17 protein-coding genes and 3 tRNA genes are annotated in these 20,099 nt (G+C 72.8%); 11 read left to right on the top strand and 9 right to left on the bottom strand.

The genetic code is table 11. The features are described from left to right. Positions 1–58 precede the first annotated feature (58 nt). From AB0Q99_RS22810 to AB0Q99_RS22785, 6 genes are all read right to left on the bottom strand, one after another. On the bottom strand, positions 59–1,234 hold the full coding sequence (locus tag AB0Q99_RS22810) for a methyltransferase domain-containing protein (protein ID WP_363574561.1): 1,176 nt from the start codon (positions 1,232–1,234) through the stop codon (positions 59–61). Then, a complete protein-coding gene (gene tgmB / locus AB0Q99_RS22805) occupies positions 1,231–2,202 on the bottom strand; it encodes an ATP-grasp ribosomal peptide maturase (protein WP_363574559.1) in 972 nt (323 codons plus the stop codon). The genes AB0Q99_RS22810 and tgmB overlap by 4 nt, the downstream gene beginning before the upstream one ends. Continuing rightward, a complete protein-coding gene (locus AB0Q99_RS22800; RefSeq protein WP_363574557.1) occupies positions 2,203–2,532 on the bottom strand; it encodes a hypothetical protein in 330 nt (109 codons plus the stop codon). A 127-nt stretch (positions 2,533–2,659) separates the two neighbouring features. Next, a complete protein-coding gene (locus AB0Q99_RS22795; RefSeq protein WP_363574555.1) occupies positions 2,660–3,058 on the bottom strand; it encodes a hypothetical protein in 399 nt (132 codons plus the stop codon). A gap of 174 nt (positions 3,059–3,232) precedes the next feature. Next, positions 3,233–3,430 carry a DUF397 domain-containing protein gene (locus AB0Q99_RS22790; RefSeq protein WP_363574553.1) on the bottom strand — a complete coding sequence of 66 codons (198 nt, stop codon included), beginning with the start codon at positions 3,428–3,430 and terminating at the stop codon, positions 3,233–3,235. A gap of 3 nt (positions 3,431–3,433) precedes the next feature. Continuing rightward, positions 3,434–4,327: a helix-turn-helix transcriptional regulator gene (locus AB0Q99_RS22785; protein ID WP_363574551.1), complete on the bottom strand. Its 894-nt coding sequence runs from the start codon at positions 4,325–4,327 to the stop codon at positions 3,434–3,436. Positions 4,328–4,620: 293 nt separating this feature from the next. Between AB0Q99_RS22785 and AB0Q99_RS22780 the strand changes: the two genes are divergently transcribed. The 4 genes from AB0Q99_RS22780 to AB0Q99_RS22765 all read left to right on the top strand — a co-directional run bounded on the left by AB0Q99_RS22780 (position 4,621) and on the right by AB0Q99_RS22765 (position 7,393). Beyond that, complete coding sequence (locus tag AB0Q99_RS22780; protein ID WP_363574549.1) at positions 4,621–5,040, top strand: ATP-binding protein; 420 nt, start codon at positions 4,621–4,623, stop codon at positions 5,038–5,040. 85 nt (positions 5,041–5,125) lie between these two features. Next, on the top strand, positions 5,126–5,353 hold the full coding sequence (locus AB0Q99_RS22775) for a hypothetical protein (RefSeq protein WP_363574547.1): 228 nt from the start codon (positions 5,126–5,128) through the stop codon (positions 5,351–5,353). Then, positions 5,353–5,595, top strand: a complete 243-nt coding sequence (locus AB0Q99_RS22770) for a hypothetical protein (RefSeq protein WP_363574546.1) — start codon at positions 5,353–5,355, stop codon at positions 5,593–5,595. The genes AB0Q99_RS22775 and AB0Q99_RS22770 overlap by 1 nt, the downstream gene beginning before the upstream one ends. A 136-nt stretch (positions 5,596–5,731) precedes the next feature. Further along, positions 5,732–7,393 (top strand): long-chain fatty acid--CoA ligase, encoded by a 1,662-nt coding sequence (locus tag AB0Q99_RS22765; RefSeq protein WP_363574544.1) that lies wholly within the window; start codon positions 5,732–5,734, stop codon positions 7,391–7,393. 118 nt (positions 7,394–7,511) lie between these two features. Here AB0Q99_RS22765 and AB0Q99_RS22760 read toward each other — a convergent pair whose 3' ends face one another. Further along, complete coding sequence (locus AB0Q99_RS22760) at positions 7,512–11,183, bottom strand: PAS domain-containing protein (RefSeq protein WP_363574542.1); 3,672 nt, start codon at positions 11,181–11,183, stop codon at positions 7,512–7,514. Between the two features lie 177 nt (positions 11,184–11,360). Here AB0Q99_RS22760 and AB0Q99_RS22755 point away from each other — a divergent pair. From AB0Q99_RS22755 to AB0Q99_RS22730, 6 genes are all read left to right on the top strand, one after another. After that, positions 11,361–11,454: transfer RNA gene (locus AB0Q99_RS22755), tRNA-Ser, on the top strand. Between the two features lie 246 nt (positions 11,455–11,700). Further along, positions 11,701–11,776: transfer RNA gene (locus AB0Q99_RS22750), tRNA-Arg, on the top strand. A gap of 31 nt (positions 11,777–11,807) precedes the next feature. Next, positions 11,808–11,883, top strand: a tRNA-Arg gene (locus AB0Q99_RS22745). 858 nt (positions 11,884–12,741) lie between these two features. Continuing rightward, positions 12,742–15,183, top strand: coding sequence for an Ig-like domain-containing protein (locus AB0Q99_RS22740; protein WP_363574540.1), 2,442 nt, complete (start codon positions 12,742–12,744; stop codon positions 15,181–15,183). A 194-nt stretch (positions 15,184–15,377) separates the two neighbouring features. Continuing rightward, on the top strand, positions 15,378–16,661 hold the full coding sequence (locus tag AB0Q99_RS22735; protein WP_363574538.1) for an SPFH domain-containing protein: 1,284 nt from the start codon (positions 15,378–15,380) through the stop codon (positions 16,659–16,661). After that, positions 16,658–17,632, top strand: a complete 975-nt coding sequence (locus AB0Q99_RS22730; protein ID WP_363574536.1) for a C40 family peptidase — start codon at positions 16,658–16,660, stop codon at positions 17,630–17,632. Before AB0Q99_RS22735 ends, AB0Q99_RS22730 begins: the two co-directional genes overlap by 4 nt. Before the next feature lie 69 nt (positions 17,633–17,701). Here the strand turns inward: AB0Q99_RS22730 and AB0Q99_RS22725 are convergent, their stop codons facing one another. Next, the gene (locus AB0Q99_RS22725) at positions 17,702–18,658 is read right to left on the bottom strand and encodes an aldo/keto reductase (protein WP_363574534.1); all 957 of its coding nucleotides are present in this window, start codon (positions 18,656–18,658) and stop codon (positions 17,702–17,704) included. Between the two features lie 155 nt (positions 18,659–18,813). On the opposite strand from AB0Q99_RS22725, the gene AB0Q99_RS22720 reads away from it, so the two are divergent. After that, positions 18,814–19,020: a hypothetical protein gene (locus AB0Q99_RS22720; protein ID WP_363574532.1), complete on the top strand. Its 207-nt coding sequence runs from the start codon at positions 18,814–18,816 to the stop codon at positions 19,018–19,020. Positions 19,021–19,074: 54 nt separating this feature from the next. Here the strand turns inward: AB0Q99_RS22720 and AB0Q99_RS22715 are convergent, their stop codons facing one another. Further along, the gene (locus AB0Q99_RS22715) at positions 19,075–20,094 is read right to left on the bottom strand and encodes an endo alpha-1,4 polygalactosaminidase (RefSeq protein ID WP_363574530.1); all 1,020 of its coding nucleotides are present in this window, start codon (positions 20,092–20,094) and stop codon (positions 19,075–19,077) included. Between the last annotated feature and the right edge of the window lie 5 nt (positions 20,095–20,099).

Here is a 20,099-nt window from a genome sequence, read left to right as displayed (position 1 = left end):
CTTCCTGCCGGGAGAGGGCTTCCTTATGCTGGCTGCGGTCGTCCCTCGCCCCGTTCCGTTAAAGGGACCACCTGCTAACCGAAGCGTCCGGGGCTGTGTACGCCACGCTCTGACCCTCCGGAGTGGCCTCGACCGTCAGCCACTCGCGGCGTGGGCGGTTGTGTGCGCGCCACTGCTCGTATGCGGCTTCGATCGGCCGCCAGAGATCGCGGGGGCCCGCGGTGGTCACCGTGGGCGGCCCGTCCGGGCGGTCCGTGATCGTGGCCGCCGAGCCGTCCGCGGCGTCGTAGAGCGTGGTGCTGTGCTGGCCGTCGACCTGTCGGCCACGGCGGACGACGGACGGCGCAAGGTGTAGGTGCGCCCAGAACGAGAACTGGAAGTCGTCGAGCACGCGTCCGCTGATCGCGGCGGAGCGTTGCGCGCCGTCGAGCTGCTCCGGGATGGCGAGCAGTTGCTCGGGGCCGGACAGCAGAGGCATGAACGCGGCAGGCGTCGCGAGGAATCGGCCCACGGCGCGGCCGTCGGCCAACTTGGTAACGCACGCTACCGCGCCGCCGTCCAACGTGCCCTTGATCGGGGCGACGATGACGCCGCCAGGCGCGCACTGGTCGAGCCATGCCTGCGGGATGCGGCGAACCGAGCAGGTAGCGATGATCCGGTCGAACGGGGCGCCGGCGGGGTGCCCGCCGGCGCCGTCGGCACGGAGCACCGTCGGTTCGAGCCCGTTCTCGCGCAGCCGCGTCCGGGCGGACAGAACGAGGGGGGCGGTGTAGTCGATGGTCGTCACATTCTGCGTGCCGGCGAGGAAGCACAGCAGCGCGGCGTTGTACCCGGTGCCTGTGCCGATTTCGAGAACACGATCACCGGTACGGATGTCGAGCGCGTCGAGCATGTCGGCCATGAGCCGGGGCATGGTCGAGGACGACGTCGCGGCTCCGGTCTGCCCGGCCGGCTCGGCGTCGTCGGCCAGCACGCCGTCTACTTCCGTGACCAGGGCTTGGTTTGAGTACACCTGCCGCAGCCACTCGTCGTGATTGCCGTCGGTGATCCTCCACGGCACGTACGTGGAGCCCGTGTTGCGGTAGAACACCGGCACGAACGGGTGGCGGGCCGTGTTCAGGAATGCCTCCGCTGTCCGGGAGGAGAGGACCGCGCTGCCGCGGTCGATCTCGGAAGCGAGCTGAACTCGTGCGTGGATCAGCTGCTGCGGGTCGAGCAGGGTCTCGGTAGTCACGCGGTGTTGATCCCTTCGAGGTGGTCACAGATTGCGGCCGTGATGGGCAGTCCCGTTGCCTGCTCGACGAACCCCCACTGTCCGTTCGGGTTCACTTCGAGGAACCGCCACTCGTCAGACGGTGTGACGATGAAGTCGAACGCGCCGAACGGGAGGCCGAGTTGATCGAGCATGCGTCGAACGCCGGCGGCGACGTCCACCGGCACGGCGCAGGACTTGTAGGTGAGGCTGTCGTAGTCGCTCCGCCAGTCGATGCGGCTTGCCTCAGAGCCAGCGTGGATCTCGGCGGCGAACATCTTCGAACCAACAACGGTGAGCCGCACCTCGTGAGCCTTCGGCACCGACTCTTGGAACAGGTGAGCCGTGGTGGCGATGTCGGGATGCGGCAGGTCGTCGGGCTGCAGGAGGTTGGCGTAGACGGCCATCGACGTGCCGTCGATGGTGCCCCTGATCGGCGTGAACGGCTTGTAGATCACCGGCCCGCCGAGTTTGTCGGCGAACGATCGGGCTGCGGCCGGATCGTTGGTGATCAGGGTGCGGGGAACGCTGAGCCCGGACTCGGCTGCGACGCGGAGTTGTAGAGGCTTGTACTCGGCGTCGGCGGCCCGTCCGGGCGGCGGCAGCCACGGGCAGGGGAGCGCGGACAGCAGTCCGCCGAACCCTCGCCGAGCTTCTGCTGCGGCAACTGCGCGCGCTTCCTCGGGCATGTCGTTGGGGAACTCGGGCGCCGTCGGGCGGCGGTAGTAGACCGAGCGGACGCTCGACAGGTCGAGCGTCCGCCGGTCCGTCGTCAGCGTGCCGGTCCAGCCGGCCCCGTCGAGGCTGGCCGCAAGGGTCAGCCTCGACGGGAACCACGCTGTGTCAGCCCGGAACACGGGCACGGCACGCCGGGTCAGTTCCTCGATGACGAGATCGGCCGTGGGGTCGAACGATCCAGTAACTACGAGGACAGCACCGGAAGTTGACATCTAGTCGTTGCTGCTTCCGGGGTCGTCGGGCGCGTCCATCTGACCGGTGGGCTGCGTCGGCCCGTAGATCTTGGGCGGCGTGCTGGTCATGTAGACCCCGGGCGGCATGCCCTCGTACGTGCAGGTCTGCGACTCGGGGTCGTACTCGATGTTCGCCGGCAGGATGCCGCCGGCCCCCGTGACCGGGGAGAGGAACCGGAAGGCGAAGGGGGCCGACCCCGGTCCCTGCACCTTGCCGAGCTCGGGCATCGGCGTCGGTCCCGCCGTGCCCAAGGGCAGGCGGGACTCGGGCCGGTCAAACACCGGCAGTTCGACGGTTGCGGTAGGCATTGCTGTCCCTTCTGGAAGTGACGGGAGTGCACGTGCCATCCCCGCCCAGATGGGAGGGGAAGTGCCCGCCCCCACAAGGGGCGGGAGTCTGTACCGCGCCGGAGCTCAGGCGCGGTTGGGGTGCAAGCTAGGCCGTGGCGGCGCCGGTCTCGCAGCCGGGCGACGCGCTCGATTCGAGTACTGCAGCGCGGTATCTCGCCAGTCTGGGCAGTGAACTCGGCGACCCCGTACGGATGCGGACGAGGTGGATGTCCAGCTCGACGAAGGCGCACCACGACACCTGGCCGAGATAATCGAGTTGCTCGGCGATGTGCGTTGCCCGGGAGGGGGCGAGCGCCTGCTCTATCGCCACTCGGTTGCCCGCTTCGAGGGGGAGCGTGCTGACGGACGAGAGCAATGCCGCCATTGCGTCCGGGAGTTGGGCGAACTCTGCGTGCTCGGTGATCCCCTTGATGTAGGCGGTGACGGGGCCCGCGTATCCCCTCGATGCCGTACCCGGCGTACGGGGGAGGGAAGTTTCGGGCATGGCAGTACACCGCCTCACGAATCGGGCCACCGACGCCGGCGGCGCGTATCGTTACGGTAGACCTACCCTGAGTAAGCCTGCAAGAGTGAAGGGGTCACGAATGCGGGGGTTCCCGCAGACGTGTCACCGGCCCCCCTTGTTTCGGTCAAGGGGGGCCGGCTGTGCGGGCGCCTGCTAGGCGAAGTAGTGATCGAACTCTCCGCGCTTCACGCCTTCGACGAACAGTCGAAACTTCGTCTGGGTCGTCGTGATGGTCTCGCCCGGTCGCTCGGACTCCCGCATGACGATCAGGCCCTCGCTGCTCGTCGAGACCTCAACCGAGTTGCCGCCGTCCTGCGTGCTGCTCGTCGACTTCTGCCACTGGTTCGGCATGACTTACCTTTCCATTTCCAAGCTGTGTTTGATGTGTTGAACAACTCCCCACGAATCCCGGCCCGACTTGGGTTGTGCGGACTTCTTTGCATTTCCCGAGGGAAGTGCCAGTCGGCCAAGATCGTCAAACCTGGCTCGGTACTTGCTCAACGCCTCCGGCGCATCGGTGAAAGCCGATTCGCCCGGATGGTCGATCACCACCGTTGACAGTGCTGGCGATGATGGCTCCGTGATGAGGAACGGCCCGCTGAACGGCAGCGTAGCCTTCACGCTGAACGGGAAGATCTGAATCGTCACGTTGGGACGTTCGCCGAGCTCAAGCAGGTGGGCGAGCTGTTCGCGCATGGCGTCCGCGCCCGTGAAGCTCATCAGCAGGGCTGCCTCGTGGATCACGAAATGAAAGTCCGCGGAGCCGGTGAGGATCGCTTGGCGGTCGAGCCGAAACTGCACCGTGTCGTCAAGTTGTTCCTTCGAGAGCGACGTTTCGCCGTTCTCGAACAGCTTGCGCATGTACTGCTCGGTCTGCAGAAGCCCGGGGATGAAGAACGTCTCATAGCTGAGATATCGCGTAGCCCAGTGTTCGAGCTCTGCAAGGTCGAGTGCGAAGGTGGGGACTTTGCGTCGATAGCTGCTCCACCATCCCTTGCCGTCGCTCGCGCCCAGTGCTGCAAGTGTGTCGAGGTAGGCCGCATCGTCACAGCCGTACAGCTCGGCGAACTTGCGCAGCCTCTGCTCGTCGAGGCCGGTCCGTGCAGCCTCGATGTGGTTCAGCTGGGGGCCGCGCATGCCAACGTGAGCGGCGGCCACCTGCACCGATATGTCGGCGTCAAGCCGTAGCCGGCGCACCTCGGCGCCGTACCGTCGTTGGCGCTCGCTGATGTGCGCTCGCAGTGCCACGGGTCCACCCCTTCCTGTACCGGCAGTGTCGCGTGCGCGGGCCGCGCGGCGCCACTTTCCTGCCGGGTCAACCTACCCCCCCTGTCGGGAGAGGGTTGCACTAATGAGGGGGTAGCTCCTACCGTGGATCGCGCGCCGCTTGCTGACTGTTCGTCAAGCGGCCCGAAGTGCACCCCGGACGGGTCTTGCAGGTAGCCGATGCCTGCGTACCCGTCGATTCGGCGGGGGCAAGCCACGGACCCGACGACGACGGCGCAGGCACCTGCCTACCCCAGGAGACTGGAGACCCTGTCATGCTGCTGCTGCCCTTGGTGCGCCCGCCCGACGACGATTCGGACGGCTTCCGGCTCGACCTCTTCCTGCCCGCGGCCCCGCAGGTCGTTGGTGCTGTCCGGCGCTTCCTGCGGGATCTGCTGTCCTCGCTCGGCCTCGACCCCGGTACGGCGTGCCTGCTGCTCTCGGAGTTGGTGTCGAACGCCATCCTGCACGGCGGCGTCCCGACGGTAGTCCTCGAACTGAGACCGGGATTCGTATACATCGCGGTCGCTGATCGCGCGCCGGGCGAGCTGTGCGCACGGTGCCCCGAGCTCGACTCCACGACGGGCCGTGGGCTGTTCCTCGTGGATCAGCTCGCAGACGAGTGGGGCGTCGAGGAGATCGACTCGTACGGCAAGGCTGTCTGGGCACTCGCGCCCACTCCGGCCGCGGCCTGACAGATGCACACGCGGGCTGGCAGCGAGTGACGACATACCTCGCTGCCAGCCCGGCCACCTGAGACGAACCAGGAAGGGGACCGCTGTGGTTCCGCAGATCGAGGAAACGACCGTTTCGTACGCTGAGGTTGCCCAGTCGCCGGATTCGGCCCTGCGCTTGGCGCTCTGCGTCGACAGCGCCGTGCAGCTGGAGCCGGGCGACGTCCTGCACGTCGCCCTGACGGCCGAGCAGGCCGGCGGCGTCATCGAGCGGGCGGGGGCGACGCTGGGCTACCGCGTTGCGATTCGACCCGTTGCTGTTGGGGGCGCCTGATGCCCGTCGTGGTCGAGCACCAGACCTTCGGAGACGTGCGGCCGCTGGTCGTTGGCCTCATGGCCGAATGGGACACCCTCTTGGTCGAGGAACGCAACGCGATCATCCGAAAGCTGATCCGACGCGTTGCTCTCGTGCGGAAGTCCGAGGACGAGGTCGTTGTCGGGATCCACCCCGTGTGGATGCCGGACCCGTGGCCCAAGGGCGACTCTGCCGGCGCCGAGCACGATCTCGCCGCGTAGACGCGAGACAGAGAAACGGGTCTCATTCGAGCCCGGTCTGCTGACAGCGCAGCCGCATCGCGCCAGAATCAGGCGACGAGATCCCGCTACCAACCAGTAGCAATCTTGCCGCTCGCAGGCCGGTCAAGGAGGACCCGTGTTCAGCACGATGCAGGACGTTCCGCTCACCGTCGCCCGAATCCTGGAGCACGGGTCCACGATCCACGGCCGCTCGACGGTGACCACTTGGGACGGCACCGGGCCGGTCGTCCGTACGTACGCCGAGGTGGGCGCCCGTGCCGCGCAGCTGGCGTGCGCGCTGCGCGACGAGCTCGGGGTGACCGGGGACGACCGGGTCGCCACCCTGATGTGGAACAACGCCGAGCACCTGGAGGCGTACCTCGCGGTGCCGGCGATGGGGGCCGTGCTGCACACGCTCAACCTGCGGCTGCCCGCCCAGCAGCTGTCGTTCATCGTCGACCACGCCGCCGACCGCGTGATCATCGTCAACGGCACGGTCCTCCCGATGCTCGCCGCCGTGCTGCCGGAGCTCGCGCCCACGCTCAAGCACATCGTGGTGAGCGGCCCCGGCGACCGTTCGCTGCTGGCCGGCTTCGCGGGCGGGGTGCACGACTACGAGGAGCTGATCGCGGGCCGGCCCACCGCGTTCCCGTGGCGGAGCGACATCGACGAGCGGCAGGCCGCCGTGCTCTGCTACACCTCCGGCACCACCGGCGACCCGAAGGGCGTGCTCTACAGCCACCGCTCGGTCTACCTGCACTGCCTGCAGGTCAACACCGGCGACAACTTCGCCTTCACCCCGCGTGACACCGCGCTGCCGGTCGTCCCGATGTTCCACGTGAACGCCTGGGGCATCCCGCACGCCGCCTTCATGTCCGGTGCCAACCTGCTGATGCCGGACCGTTTCCTCCAGCCCAAGCCGATGGCCGAGATGATCGCGGCCGTCCGCCCCACCGTCAGCGCCGCCGTCCCCACCATCTGGAGCGGCCTGCTGGACGAGCTCGACGCGGGCGACTACGACACCTCCAGCCTGCGCATGGTGGTCATCGGCGGCAGCGCCTGTCCGCCGTCGCTGATGAAGGGCTTCGAGGAGCGCCACGGCATCCGGGTCATCCACGCCTGGGGCATGACCGAGACCTCGCCGCTGGGCTCCTTCGCCCAGCCCCCGGGCGGCCTCACCCCCGAGGAGGAGTGGCCGTACCGGGTCACCCAGGGCATCTTCCCGGCCTCGGTCGAGGCCCGGCTGATCGGCCCGGGCGGCGAGCGGATGCCGCACGACGGCGTCTCGGCGGGCGAGCTGGAGGTGCGCGGCCCGTGGATCGCCGGGGCGTACTACGGCGGCGCCGGGCAGGACCCGCTCCGCCCGGACGACAAGTTCTCCGAGGACGGCTGGCTGCGCACCGGCGACGTCGGCACCATCACCGCCGACGGCTACCTGACCCTCACCGACCGGGCCAAGGACGTCATCAAGTCCGGCGGCGAGTGGATCTCCTCGGTCGAGCTGGAGAACCAGCTGATGGCGCACCCCGAGGTGGCCGAGGCCGCCGTGGTCGCCGTCCCGGACGAGAAGTGGGGCGAGCGCCCGCTGGCCACCGTGGTGCTGCGCCCGGGTGCGACCGTCGGGCTGAAGGAACTGCGGGCCTTCCTGGCCGAGCGGATCGCCTCCTGGCAGCTGCCGGAGCGCTGGTCGATCGTGGAGTCGGTGCCGAAGACCTCGGTCGGCAAGTTCGACAAGAAGGTGATCCGGGCGCACTACGCGGCGGACGAGCTGGACGTCACGGTGCTCGGCAAGGAGTAGCAGCCGCACGGCACGCGGCAGGGCCGGTCACCCCCGTACGGAACGGGGGCGGCCGGCCCTCCTCGCGTGCTGCGGCCGTTCCCGTGGGTGTGGCCGTTCCCGCGTGCTGCGGCGGGCCTCAGCCCGCGGCGGCGACGCCCGCCTCGCCCATCGCGCCGATGCGTCCGAGCAGGTCCACGATCCGGCCCTGGACGTCCTCGCTGGTCGAGCGCTCGGCGAGGAACAGCACCGTCTCGCCGGTGCGCAGCCGGGGCAGTTCGCGCGGGTCGAGGTCGACCGAGGTGTAGACCACCAGCGGGGTGCGGTGCAGCCGGTCGTTGGCGCGCAGCCAGTCCAGCAGGCCGACCCGGCGGCGGCGGATCTGCAGCAGGTCCATCACCACCAGGTTGGGCTGCACGCTGCTGGCGCGGGCCACGGCGTCGTTCTCGTCCACCGCGTGCTCGACGTGCATGCCCCGCCGTTCCAGGCCGCTGATCATGGCGGCGGCGATGTCCGGGTCGCCCTCGACCAGCAGTACCCGCGGGGCGTGGTGCTCGCCGTCGCGGGGTGCGAGGGCGCGCAGCAGCACGGCCGGGTCGGGGCCGTACACGGCGTCCCGGGTGGCCTGGCCGAGGCCGGCGGTGACCAGCACCGGGATGCGGCGGTTGAGCGCGGCGGTGCGCAGCGACTGCAGCGCGGTGCGGGTGATCGGTCCGGTCAGCGGGTCGACGAAGAGGGCGGCGGGGAAGCCGGCGGCCTGGGCGTCCACCTCCTCGCGGGAGCTGACGATCACCGGGAGGTAGCCGCGCGCCTGCAGGGCCTGCTTGGTCGCCGGGTCGGGCTCGGGCCAGACCAGCAGCCGCCGGGTGTTGGCCAGCTCGCCGCCGGCGGTCGGCAGCTGCTCGGCGGCGGGCCGCGCGTCGGCGGCCGGGAGTTCGGCCATCGGGCGCGGGGCGGTCCGGGCCTCGGCGGGGGCGGACGGCTGTGCCGGGACGGCGGGCAGCGGCGGGGCGCCGAGCGGACGCGGCGGGGCGAGCTCGCCCAGGCCGGTGCCGACCGGGCGCGGGCCCGGGGGCTCCTCGGCGGCGGGCAGCGCGGGCCGGGCGGGCTCCAGCGCGGTGCCGGGGGCACCCGCCTCCTGGCCGGCAGGCCCGGCGGGCGCGGGCGGAGCGAACGGCCCGGCGGGCACGGCCGGTCCGGGTGCCGCGGCCGTACCGGAGGCGCCCGTCGACGCGTCCGGGCCGGGGCCCGGCGGGACGGCCAGCCGGCGCCGGCGTCCGGTGGGCGCGGCGGCCGGCTCGGGCAGCGCGGGCGCGGGGCCGGCCGGCAGGGCGTGTTCCAGGCCGGGGTACATCGGGGTGTCGCCTGCCCCGGGCAGGGCGAAGCCGCCGGAGGAGTCCTCGGTGGAGGGCAGGGCACGGCGTCGGCGGGGCTTGGGCTCGCCGGTGGCCTGGGCCGCGTCCGGGGCGGCCCCGCCGGCCGGGGTGCCACCCGGCGGGGTGCCGTCGGCGACCGGGGGCGCGACGGCGATCGGGGCGGCGGCGGGAGGAGTGACCGGGGCGGCGGCCGGGGAGGCGGTGGGGCCCGGGCCGAGCGCCAGCGGCTCACGACCGCCGGGCCGGCTCTGCTGCGGCCGCTCGCCCTCGACGGGCACGGCGTAGGCGGGGCCGGAGCGGCCGTCGTCCTTGCCCCACGGGTCGCTCTGCGCGCCGCCCGGGCCGGCCAGGCCCTGACGGCCGTACGCGGGGTCGTTGCCGGTGCCGTTCCACTGCTCGGGGACGGCCCGCTCGACCCGGGCGGGGGCGTTCGGCCACTGCTCGGCGGGGACGTCGGGCGCGGCGGGCGAGGCAGGCCCGGCGGACGCGTCGGGTGCGGCGGTCGGGGCGGGTGCGGCGGTCGGGGCGGGCTCCGGGGTCTCGGCGGCCGGACGGCCGCGGCGGCCGCGCCGCTCGCCGGCGGCGGGCTCCTCGGCGGGCGCCTGCTCGGGCTCCGGGGCCTCGCTGCCCGGCCGTCGGCCGGCCTCGGCGGTGTCGGCGGTGTCGCCGCTGCTGGGCAGCTGCGGGATGCCCGGCAGCTCGGGCAGGACGGCGCTGTCGCTCTCCTTGGGCCGGTCGGAGCGGCCCTCCGTGGTGGCGCGTTCGGCGGCGGCCTTCGCGGCGGCCGGGTCCAGCGGCAGTTCGACGACGTAGGTGGTGCCGGCCCGGCCGGGCAGCTCGTGCGGCTGGAGCACGCCGCCGTGCCGCTCGACCACCGAGCGGGCTATCGGCAGGTGGACGGGGCTGCCGCCGACGCCGGGGCCGCGGATCTCGATCCGGGCGACCTCGCCGCGCTGGGCGGCGGCCAGGACGACGGTCGGCACCTCGGGGGCGGGCGGCAGCGCGGGAGCCGCGCCGCCGGCCAGACCGGGCACGGCCAGGCCGGGGGACGGGACGACGGGCGGGTCCAGATCGAGGCCGGTGCCGCTGACGTCGGCGACCAGGTGGGCCAGGGCCTGGGCGAGCCGCCGCTCGTCGGCGATCACCTCGACCGCGGCGGCGTGCACCGAGAAGCGGACCCGGCCCGGGCCGACCAGCTCGCCGGCCTCCTCGACGGCCCGGCGGACCACTTCGTCCAGGGCGACCGGCACCCGGGCGGCGGACTTCCGCCGTCCCTTGCCGCTCTGGCTGGCCTTGGCGTCCCCGGCGTCGTCGGAGTCCCTGGACTCCTTGCCGTCCTTGCCGTCCTTGGCGTCCGCCGCGCCGCTCTCGCCGGCCTCGGAGCGCTGGTGGTCGAGGACCCCTTCGATCAGCTTTCCGAACCGGCGGCACTCGGCGGCGAGCCGGCGCAGCGTCCAGTTGGCCTCCGGCCAGAGCTGCCCGGCCGGGTCGGCGGCGAGCGTGTCCAGCCGCTGGTTCAGCGCGGTCAGCGCGTTGCCCAGCTCGTTCTCCAGGACGGCGGTGAGGTGCTCGTTGCGGGCGACCAGGGCGAGTTCGCGGCTGCGGTCGGTGAAGGTCATCACCGCGCCGACCAGCTGGTCGCCGTCCCGGACCGGGGCGGTGGTGAGATCGACGGTGACCGGACGGCCGTCCTTGCGCCACAGCACGGTGCCGCGCACCCGGTGCTTGCGCCCGGAGGTCAGCGTGTCCAGCAGCGCGGACTCCTCCAGCGTCAGCGGGGTGCCGTCGGCCCGGGAGTGCTGGATCAGCGGGTGCAGCTCGCGCCCGCCCAGCTCGCTCGCCCGGTACTCCAGGATGTGCGCGGCGGCCGGGTTGACCAGCACGCAGCGGCCTTCGAGGTCCACCCCGAGCACGCCCTCGGCGGCGGCGCGCAGGATCATCTCGGTCTGCTTGTGCTGGCGGCGCAGCTCGGCCTCGACGCCGAGCCGGCCGGAGAGGTCGCGGACCAGCAGCAGGAGCAGGTCGGAGGAGGACGGCGAGCGGGAGCCCTCGCGGTACGGGTCGTACGGGACGAGGGGGGAGAGCGCGTAGCCGCGGCCGCCGTCGTTGTCGTCGGCGAAGTCGTTGCCGGAGACCTCGACCGGGAAGGTGGTGCCGTCGGTGCGGTGGGCGGTCATCCGGACCGGGCGGTCGGGGGCGTCGCCGTCGCGGGTGGCCGGGCGCATCGAGCCGGGGATCCGGCTGGGGTCGAACTCGGGGAGCAGGCCCAGCACGCCCATGCCGACGAGCGAGGTGCCCGGCGCCTGCAGTGCCTGGACGGCCGCACTGTTGGCGTCCACGACGGTGCCGTTGCTGTTCACCAGCAACAACGCGTCGGGCAGGGCGTCGAGTATGGCGGCGAGGCGAGCAGCGCCTCGGATCGGCCTGCTGCTCACGTCGACAGGTCTCCTCGGCTCGGGGCAGCTCCTCCGGAGACGGCAGTATCTCATTCTTCTTTGCGGCGGGGACGACCCGCCTAGTAACGTTGGCGGTGGTTGGTGCCGGGCCCCAGGGTTGTGGCATCATCACTGACACACGGAACGGGTCCGCTCGCGCGGATGCGGTCCATGTGGGGAGGCTTCGCCTAGTCCGGTCTATGGCGCCGCACTGCTAATGCGGTTTCGGGGTTATTCCTGATCGAGGGTTCAAATCCCTCAGCCTCCGCCAGTCGGGAGCCCCCGTCGACGATCACGTCGGCGGGGGCTCTTCGCATGTCCGGGTCCGCCTCGGGTTCCGATCCCGCGTCCTGCCCCCGTCCCCGTTCCCGCCCGGGCGCCGCCACCGCAGCGGACCGGGCAGGAACCGCCCCGGAACCCGGCCCGGACCGGCCCGGGGGCAATCGATTTCGCCCCACGTCGCAGGTCATGTAATGTTGTCCCCGCAACGCCCCGGGGGCACGGTTCACCGGGGCGGGCGCTCATAGCTCAACGGATAGAGCACTTGACTACGGATCAAGAGGTTGCAGGTTCGAATCCTGCTGAGCGCACCAACCACCGCAAGATCGGGTTTGCCCGTTCCTTGCGCTCATAGCTCAACGGATAGAGCACTTGACTACGGATCAAGAGGTTGCAGGTTCGAATCCTGCTGAGCGCACCATCGAGAAGCCCCCGGCCACCGGCCGGGGGCTTCTCCCGTTTCCGGGCTCCCCCGGGCCTCCCGGGCCGACTGCTCGGCGCTCTTGATCAACGCCGGCGTGCCCGCCGGCCCTCGCCCGGTCCCGCCGGACGCTCGGACGGGCCGGCGGCCCCCGCGCCCCGGGTGGTGGGCGAGGGTCGGGCGATTCGAACAGAGTGCTCCGATGAATGGTCAGGTCCCGGACGCTGGTGTCCGCCGGATCGTCCGGGATTTCCCATTCCCGCGTCCGTTCGGGTGGTGTCGATTGCCTCCTTACGGATGAAATGCAGCCGTTTCGGGTACATCCCGTCCTGCCGCTCGGATGACGGCCGAATGGGTGGGACGCGGTCGAGAGCGCAGGTGTCGCGCTAGGGCCGGGTCCGGGGTCGTGATTCCTTTTTTGTCGGATCTTGTGACCAGACTGCCCGCCCCCGGCAGCCGACCGCGAAGGAGAGCCGGATGAGCCGACAGTCCCCCCGCACCGCTGCCGCCCTGGCCGTCCTCACGGCCGGGCTGCTGACCGGTTGGACCGCCCCGTTCTCGGTGGCCCAACAATCCCCTGACGCCTGGTCGGGGGAACACCGCGCGGTGCTGCCCTCAGGACTTTCCGTCCGGCTCGATTTCGACGCCTCGCCCGGTACGGGTGTCACCGCCGGATCGGGAGAATTGGCGGAACGGCCCGGAGGGGGGCGTACAGCCACCCGATATGCGGACGGAATGCGCCCGGGAGATCCCGCGCAGGCTTTCACCATCACTCCGGACCGTCCGCAGACGGACGGTTCCTGGCGCACCGCGGGAACGCTCCGGCTGACATTCTCCCGTCCGGTCCGCAATCCCCGGTTGCACCTCAGCGGCCTCGCCGCGATCGCCACCGGGAAATCCGGCACCACCGGCACCTCGGCCCGGCTCACCCTCACCGGCGGCTCGCCCGCGGCCCCCACCCTGGTCAACCGCACCGACTGGCCCGGCTGGACGGTCGACGGCAACGCCCTCGCCCCCGCGGGACGCGACGGCACCTCCGACGGCGCGCCCGGCTCCGCCGCCGAAGGCTCCCTGGAGCTCGCCGGGACCTTCCGCACCGCGGTGTTCCGGGTCGAGCAGCGCTCCACCGCCCGGGCCGGCAGCACCACCGCCCCGCCCGTCCTGCGCCAGGCCTACACCGTCACCGTCGACGAGGGCCTCGGCACCGCGCCGCAGGGCTACGGCAACGCCTCGCACGTGGTCTCCGACCTCTTCCTCGGCGTCGACGCCGCCCCGTCGCGGCACGCCGGGAACCGCTCCGCCGGGGCCGCGGGCGACGAGCCGCTGGTCCGGCTCGACCACGGCGCCTCGCTGCGCGGCGCCTTCGCCGGCCCGCCGCCCGCGCTGCAGCCCGGCCGTGGCGAGTACCAGGGCGCCGACCCGTCGATCAGCTTCCCCGCCGAGGCCGCGATCGGCCGCTATTACCGGCTGACCGTTCCGGTCGAGGTGGGCGACCAGCCCGCCACCCTGGCCGGCTGGATCGACTTCGGGCACACCGGCCGGTTCGAGCCCGCCGAGCGGGTGCAGACCGAGGTCCCGCCCGGCGCCGACACCGCGACCCTGGAGTGGACCGTCCCGCCCGGCGCAGCCTCGGGCGAGACCTGGGCCCGGCTGCGGATCGGCCGGGACACCGGCCAGTTGGTCTCCTCCGGCGGCTACGCCGACTCCGGGCAGGTCTCCGACCAGCGGATCAAGCTGACCGTCGGAGCCGCCAGGCCCGAGATCGCCGAGCCGGTCGACGGCACCGTCCTCGCCGACGCCCGCCCGGAGATCAGCGGCGAGGGCGCGGTGGCCGGCGCCACGGTCGAGATCAGGGAACGCGACACCGCGCTCTGCCGGTCCAAGGTCGGGCGGGACGGCGACTGGTCCTGCCGCCCCGGCGCGGCGCTCGCCCCGGGCACGCACGGCCTCACCCCGGTGGAGACCACCAGCGGCGGCGTGGTGCTGCGCGGCGAGCCGGTCAAGGTCGTGGTGAAGACCGCGCCGCCGACCGCCCCCGCGCTCACCACCCCCGCCTACACCAACGACCCCGGGCTGCAGCTCACCGGCACCGGCGACGCGGGCAGCACCGTCTCGGTCACCGACCGCCCGGCCGCCGGCGAGCTGTGCAGCACGGCGGTGCGGACGGACGGGCGGTGGTCCTGCCTGCCGGTGGAGAACCTGGCGGAGGGGAAGCACCAGCTCCTCCCGGTCGCGGTCGATGCGGCGGGGAACCGGACGGCCGGGCAGCCGGTCACGCTGGTGGTCGACACCGTCGCACCGGACCGGCCGGTGCTCCGCTCGCCGGCCCCGGGGGAGAGCCTGAAGGTCCGCCGACCGAAGCTTGCCGGGCGGGCAGAACCGGGCTCGAAGGTGCTGGTCACGGCCGGGCCGAGCGCGGGCACCGAGCAGCGGACCGTGCTGTGCGGGGCGACGGCGGCGTTCGACGGGAGCTGGACCTGCACCGCCAACCGGGACCTGACGGACGGGGAGCAGTGGCTGACCGTCACGGCCACCGACCAGGCGGGGAACGCGACGTCGGCGGATCCGGTGCGGGTGCGGGTCGCCGCCGCGGCGGCGGCGCCGAGCCCGGTCGGCCCGAGCCCGACGGTGAGCCGGTCGGCGTCGGCCACGCGGAGCCCGGTGGTGTCGAGCACGTCGGCGTCGGCGGCTGTGTCGGCGTCGGCCACGCGGAGCCCGGTGGTGTCGAGCACGTCGGCGTCGGCTTCGACCGTGGCCAGCCTGACGGCCACGGCCACGGCCGCGGCTTCGGCCTCGGCGAGTCCGAGCCCGTCCGTTGTGGTGGTGCCCGGGGTGTCGGTGCCGGTTCCGGCGGGGGTGCTGCCGATCGTCGTTCCGTCGGTGTCCGCGAAGCCGAGTCCCGGTGCCCCGCCCGCCGCGACCGCTTCTCCGACTGCGATCCCGAGTCCGAGTCCGACCTCGACACCGACCTCTGCCGTCACCGCGTTCCGCGCTGCCGCCGCCGCCCCGACCGCCGGGCCGTCGTCGGCCGGCCCGGCGGACACCCCCACCGGGACCACCGGGACCGCCGAGACCGCCGAGACCGCCGATCCCGCCGATCCCGTCGAATCCACCGTGTCCGCCAAGGGCACGGCCCGCCCGTTGGCCGTGCCGCCGGTCGAGAGCTCGCAGAGTGCGGCGGCGCGGTCCGGGGAGGCCGGCCGACGCAGCGCGCTCGCCGGGATCCTGCTTCTGCTCGCCGGGCTCGGGCTGATCACCCGTCGGGTGTTCGCCCGCGGGTCCGGTGCTCGACGGCGCTGACCGGCGCCGAACCGTCCCGACCATCCGTTCATGTGCCTGCGCGTCAGGTCGGCTATGGACGATTCGTCAGCAAATGTCGACACACCTCGACTCAAATGTCGCATTTGATGACGTATGAACTTAGCCTGACCCTGGCACTGCCCGTCAGATCCGGGCCGCCCGTTGCGCGACACACCGACTCAGAGGATCCGTGCATGGACGTCACCCGCGACTCTTCCCAGCGACCCGACACCCTGTTCCAGACGCTCCCGCCGGCACTGCCGGAACGTTCCGCCTCCGGCGCCAGCCCGCTGGCCAGGGTCACGGCGGTCGGAACGGCGAAGTCCGCCAAGCCGGTCGGTCCGGGCGACGGCGGACCGGCGACCACCCCGCTGGCGGTCGTCCCCGGGCCCTCGTCCGCCGCCCCGGCGGACCTGCGGTACCCGCTGGAGTCGGCCGCCCCGGAGCACGTCGAGCTGCTGGACGCCGCCTCGGCCGGGGCCACCGCCGCCACCACCTCCCGGCGGCCGCCGCGCGCCGACCAGGCGCTGCGCGAGCACGGCGCCGCCACGCTGCCCGGCTGGACCGCCCTGCTGGTGGTGCTGCTCGGGCTGGCCGGGGTGCTGTTCCTGCTGCTGCGCACCGGCGTCATCCCGCGCTGGGACGCGCTGGCCGACCTGCGCAGCCCCGCGGCCCGGGCGAGCGGGCGGGCGGAGGTGGACGCCGCGTCGATCGCCGGGGTCAGCGCAGCCGGCCTGCTGGTGGTGGTCGCGCTCGCCGGACTGCTGGCCAACGCGGGCGGCGAGACCCGGGTGCTGACCCGCTGGGGCCGCTACCGGGGCACCGTCCGCCGGACCGGCCTGGTCTGGGTCAACCCGCTGCTGCGCCGCCGCCGGGTGGACGTGCGGCTGCGGCACTGGCGCAGCGAGCCGGTGAAGGTGGTCGACCGGACCGGCACGCCGATCGTGGTCCGGCTGCTGATCGTCTGGCGGGTCAAGGACACCGCGCGGGCGCTGCTGGCGATCGAGGACCACGAGGGCTACCTGCGCGAGCAGGTCCAGGCGGTGCTCACCCGCACCGCGTCCACGCTGCCCTGCGACAGCAACGCGGCGCCCGGTCCCGCGCTGCGCGACGGGCAGTGGTTCGCCGACGAGCTGACCAGGGCGCTGGCCGCCGAGGTCGCCCCGGCGGGCCTGGAGGTCTACTCGGCGCAGCCGTTGGGGCTGGACTACGCGCCCGAGGTCGCCGAGTCGATGCGCCGCCGCCGGCTGGCCGACCTGGACGCGGGTCTGCGGACGGTGCTGGTGGACGACGCGGTGGAGGCGGCGGCGCTGGCCGTCCGGCGTCTGGAGCGCGCGACCGCGCACGAACTGGACGAGGCCGCCCGCAGCGCGCTGATGGAGCAGCTGCTGGTCGCCTTCGTCGCCCCGGCCGGAGTGGCCGCCTCGGTACCGTCCCCGGCCGTCCGTGCCGGGCGGAAGGAAGGACGACCCGCATGAGGATAGCCACCGGCGCGTACGCCGAACCCGATCCCGGCCTCGACGAGGATCCCGGCCTGATCGGCTTCGAGGAGCGCCTCGGCAGCATCCCCGCGATCGCCGGCTGCGGTTGCCCGAACTGCGCGCCCCGGCCGCGCACCGCCCGCTCCGCGGCGGCGGCCGGCGGCAGCCGAATACACCGCGCCGTGCGGAGCACCTGCCTGGCGACCACCGTGCTGGCGGGCGCCGGCGTGGTCGGGCTGACGGCCGGTGCCGGGTCCGCGCACGCCGCGGCCGGGAAGCAGGGGTGGGACGGGTCGAAGTACTGGTTCAAGAACGGCGCCGGTGAGTGGCGCTGGACCAGCCACTACGACGTCTACGCCGGCCGTGCGGGCCGGGCCGACGGTTCCGCCGGATCCGAGGCCGTCTCCAACGGACCGGCCTCCGCCTACAGGCCGCGCCAGGGGTGGGACGGGTCGAAGTACTGGTTCGAGAACGGCAGCGGCGAGTGGCGCTGGACCAGCCACTACGACGTCTACCTGAACCGCACCGGGCAGTCCGGCGGAGGTCCGGCCCCGGCCCCCGCCCGGCCGGTGAGCCGGCCGTCCTCGGACCCAGCGCCGGCCTCCGGGAGCAAGGAGGCGGCCGTCGACTACGCGCTCGCCCAGCTCGGCAAGCCGTACGTCTGGGGCGGCGACGGCCCGTCCGGCTACGACTGCTCGGGGCTGGTGCAGCAGGCCTACCGGCGTGCGGGGATAGGCCTGCCGCGGGTGGCCGACGACCAGTACGCGGCGACCACGCCGATCAGCGCCGGGCAGCTGCGCCGGGGCGACCTGGTGTTCTGGTCGGACAGCGGCCGTGCCTCGGGGATCCACCACGTGGGGATCTACCTGGGCGGCGGCACGTTCGTGGAGGCGCCCCGGCCGGGCAAGACCGTCCGGGTCTCGACCCTCGCCCCGGGCTACTACCCGACCCACTTCGGGCGGCCGTAGCCCCCGCGGACACCACCGGGCCCCGACAGCGCGCTGCTGCCGGGGCCCGGTGGTGTCCGGTGGCGGTGCTCAGGCCAGGGAGGCGGCGTCCAGGAGGGCGGTCTGCTCCGGCGTGAGCTCCAGCGTGGCGCCGGCCAGCAGCGGCGGGAGCTGCTCGACGCTCCGGGCGCTGGCGATCGGGGCGGCGACCGTCGGACGGGCGGCGAGCCAGGCCAGCGCGACGGAGGCGAGCTCGACCCCGTGCTCGGCGGCGACGCTGTCCAGCGCCTCCAGCACCTTGGGGCCGCGCGGCTCGGCGAGGTAGCGGGCGGCGCCCTCGGCGCGGGCGCTGGCCACGTCCGGGCCGCCCGGACGGTACTTGCCCGTCAGGAAGCCGGAGGCGAGCGCGTAGTACGGCACGGTGGCCAGGCCGTGCGCGGCGACCACGTCGGCCAGCGGGCCCTCGAAGGTGTCGCGGGAGACCAGGTTGTAGTGCGGCTGGACGGCGACGTACTTCGCCAGGCCCTCGCGCTCGGCGAAGGTCAGGGCCTCGGCCAGCCGCTCGGCACCGATGTTGGAGGCGGCGACCGCGCGGACCTTGCCCGCGCGGACCAGCTCGTCCAGGGCGGTGACGAACTCCTCGACCGGGGTGTCGTCGTCCCGGTGGGTGTAGTAGAGGTCGATCCGCTCCACACCGAGGCGGCGCAGCGAGGCCTCGGCCGAGGCCTTGATGGTGGCGGCGCGGAGGCCGCTCGCCTCGGGGTGCATGCCGACCTTGGTGGCTATCACGACGTCGTCGCGGTTGCCGCGGCTGCGCAGCCAGTTGCCGAGGACGGTCTCGGACTCGCCGCCGGTGTTGCCCGGGGCCCAGACCGAGTAGACGTCGGCGGTGTCGACGAAGTTGCCGCCGGCCGCGGCGTAGGCGTCCAGGACCGCGAAGGACTGCTGCTCGTCGGCCGTCCAGCCGAAGACGTTGCCGCCGAGGGAGAGCGGGAAGACGGACAGGTCGGAGGTGCCGAGGCTCACCCGGCTGTGGGTTCCGGTCATGATCGCAGTCAACCCGATCCCGCGGTGCGGCATTCCGTGTTCCGCGCGGTGTTCACGGGCCCGTCGTACCGCCGTCGTGCGGCGGGGCGGTGGGCCGGCCGGGGAAGGGGGTCCGGGCTGTGCCTGAGGTGGGCCGATTCGTTAGAGTCCCTGCCATGGCTGACAACGACTACGACCCCGCCGGCAGCACTCAGATGTTCCGGGCGTTCGTCGACGAGACCCCGGCACGCCAGGAGCCGGGCAACGTTTCCACCACCTACGGCCGCAGCAGCGGCGGCGGCAGCCGGACCGGCGTGATCGCGCTGATCGCCGTCGTCGCGCTGGCCGTCCTGGGTGCCGTCATCTGGCTGGCGGTCAAGTGACCATCGCGCGGGTGGCCCTCGTCCGGGTCACCCGCGCGACGGAAGCGGAACACCTCAACAGGGCTTGCGCCAGGCGTTCAGGTCGAGCTTCTTCTGCATCGAACTGAAGCCCAGCGACTTGGCCTTGGCGCAGAACCGGTCCGTGTCGAGCTTGTACTCGACATGGAAGACCGCCTTGCCCGCCTTGATGAAGGGCGCGACGCGGTCGCACTCGTCGAACTGCGAGCACTCCTCGTTGACCGCGAAGTCGAAGTCCGGCAGCAGCGCGGGGATCTGGTCCAGGTCGTTCTTCAGGCCGATGGCCAGGCCTCGGTCGTGCGCGAGCTGCGCCAGCATCCGGTTGTACTTCAGCTGGTCGTCAGGGGTCAGCGGGAAGCCGCTGTTCTGGTTGTAGGCCTCGATGGTGTCCGGCTCGATGGCGTCGAAGCCCTTGCTCTTGCACATGTCGAAGCGGGCCGCCATCAGCGGCTTCAGCTGGTCGAGCTTGCGGATGTCGAACCACTTCTCGCCCTTCCAGCCGGTGTCCGAGCCCTGCAGGGCCTTGGCGAAGGCGGTGGCGTCGGGGCGGAAGTTCTCCCAGGAGCCGGCGTTGATGTAGCAGATCACCTTGCGGCCCTTGGCGTGCAGCGCGGCCACCACCGAGGCGTCGTTCTCGAAGCCGTCGATGTCGTAGACCGGGACGTCCACCGACTGGTCCACGGTGCCGCCGAGCTGCCACTGCCAGGTCAGGCCCGGGGTGGGCTGCCAGCGGGCGCCGGCCGGCACCGGGGTGGTGCTGCCCGGCGGGGTGGTGCCGGGCGGGGTGGTGCCCGGGGGAGTGGTGCCGCTCGGCGTGCCCGGGGCCGTACTCGTGGCGGGGCCGGTGGGCGAAGCGGGGGCCGGGGTGCCGTCGGGAGTGCCCGGATCTGTGGTGCCCGGCGTGCTCGGGGCGGTGGCCGTGGGCGGGGCGCTGGGGGAGCCGTCGGCCGAGTCGTCGTCGTCCTCCGAACCGGAGCTGCTGCACGAGGTGACCAGCAGGGCGGTGGCGGTGGCGAGGGCCAGGGCGGCCGGCAGGAGCCTGTTACGGCGGTTCACGGTAG

This window comes from Kitasatospora sp. NPDC086791 (genome assembly GCF_040685975.1).
Classification (GTDB): Bacteria; Actinomycetota; Actinomycetes; order Streptomycetales; family Streptomycetaceae; genus Kitasatospora.
This window is presented reverse-complemented; position numbering and strand designations above follow the sequence as displayed.

Coding starts and splice junctions, on each gene's coding strand:
- AB0Q99_RS22795 (WP_363574555.1), bottom strand. CDS start 3,058: ATGCCCGAAACTTCCCTCCCCCGTACGCCGGGTACGGCATCGAGGGGA.
- tgmB (WP_363574559.1), bottom strand. CDS start 2,202: ATGTCAACTTCCGGTGCTGTCCTCGTAGTTACTGGATCGTTCGACCCC.
- AB0Q99_RS22800 (WP_363574557.1), bottom strand. CDS start 2,532: ATGCCTACCGCAACCGTCGAACTGCCGGTGTTTGACCGGCCCGAGTCC.
- AB0Q99_RS22770 (WP_363574546.1), top strand. CDS start 5,353: ATGCCCGTCGTGGTCGAGCACCAGACCTTCGGAGACGTGCGGCCGCTG.
- AB0Q99_RS22780 (WP_363574549.1), top strand. CDS start 4,621: ATGCTGCTGCTGCCCTTGGTGCGCCCGCCCGACGACGATTCGGACGGC.
- AB0Q99_RS22725 (WP_363574534.1), bottom strand. CDS start 18,658: ATGACCGGAACCCACAGCCGGGTGAGCCTCGGCACCTCCGACCTGTCC.
- AB0Q99_RS22735 (WP_363574538.1), top strand. CDS start 15,378: ATGGACGTCACCCGCGACTCTTCCCAGCGACCCGACACCCTGTTCCAG.
- AB0Q99_RS22720 (WP_363574532.1), top strand. CDS start 18,814: ATGGCTGACAACGACTACGACCCCGCCGGCAGCACTCAGATGTTCCGG.
- AB0Q99_RS22730 (WP_363574536.1), top strand. CDS start 16,658: ATGAGGATAGCCACCGGCGCGTACGCCGAACCCGATCCCGGCCTCGAC.
- AB0Q99_RS22790 (WP_363574553.1), bottom strand. CDS start 3,430: ATGCCGAACCAGTGGCAGAAGTCGACGAGCAGCACGCAGGACGGCGGC.